Source organism: Moorena sp. SIO3I6 (assembly GCF_010672095.1).
On the sequence record NZ_JAAHHU010001430.1, the window covers coordinates 1 to 1286 of the forward strand.

1 protein-coding gene is annotated in these 1286 nt (G+C 45.3%); it reads right to left on the reverse strand.

The features are described 5' to 3' along the window. Window positions 1-21: 21 nt before the first annotated feature. A partial coding sequence (locus F6K49_RS49980) for an SAV_2336 N-terminal domain-related protein (protein WP_293110260.1) occupies window positions 22-1286 on the reverse strand: 1265 nt, incomplete at its 5' end.

Genomic DNA, 1286 nt, shown 5'->3' on the forward strand with positions numbered 1-1286 from the left:
AGTAGCTGCCACACCGAAAGCTTACAGCATTTGGTGTTTCAACTCAATAGTTGCCACTTCAAACTCAAACGGTTCTAGCTCAATCTGAAAAAGACAGTCCAACTGTTTAGCTAACACTGCATAGTCTCCTCCCAAACGATACAGAACCTTGGTGGCAATCTTAGCAAAGGGCATCACTTCCCTTTCAGTAGCTGTATCCCACTTGGTGTAGGGAGATAGTAGGGCAGCAAAATACTTAATCGATAAACCAGCGCGGCGGGCAATATATTGGGAAACTTCTTGCAGCACTGCATCAACATCTGGAATCGGAACGGAGTCTACTAGTAAGTCTCTGACTCCTTCGACAAACTCATACTCCCCTTGAGAGGAAACGGGTTGTAAAAGACCACTCATGAAGACTTCAGCAACATGAACCTGCATCGACTCTGGCAGTAGAGTTTCTTGGATAAGATAAACCACAGGCAAACTCACAGGAACTGCTGCCATCAATCCCGCTAAACGTCTTGCTGTAGGGGATGCTGTTGTCCGAAATCGCTTCACCAACTCTACCGCAGATAATTCCTTTTGAGCTGTTGGTGAAGCTTGGGCTAAAGAAGTGACTAAAGATAACTCCAACAAAATCCCAGCGGTTTGGGTATTCCCTACTCCAGCCACCACTCGCGACCATTGTTTGAGAGAATCAGGTTCTAAGGTAACCACAGGTAAGTTTAAACTGTTGGCAGGATCCACCTCTGTCCAAACAGGTAATCCATCAACTACTAGTTGACTATTGGCAACGCCTGGGACTAAAGCACTTAATTTAATGGGAAAGCCAGCACCTAATGCAGTTCGTCCCCACAACCGTTCTGGCAAGAGTTGTACAATTGCTAGGGAGCCTGCATTAGACCAAAGTTTCAAGAGGTCATGGATTTTACCTTGACGCCAAATTGGAGATATGCAATCACTAATTAACAGGATTAATCGCCTACCTGCGGGGTCTAATAATTCCTTTGGACTGCGGGAAGATTGTTGAGCTGTTGAGATATTCTTCTGGGAAAAAAACCGAATTGCTCCATCCTTGTCTACTCTCAAGCTCCAACTGCGAACATCTCGAAAAGCGCCTTGAAGTTCAGTCAGTTTCTGAAATTCAGCGATTATTTCTTGCCAAATGACTGTGGAACATTCCTCCACCACCAGGGCTAAATCCAACCAGCGTTCCGGTGCTGGCTTGAGTACAGGTGTCCAAATCTTTTTTTCGACAATCTGGGTAACGGTTTCCTCTTCATCAATAACCGTCTGAGTTTGAG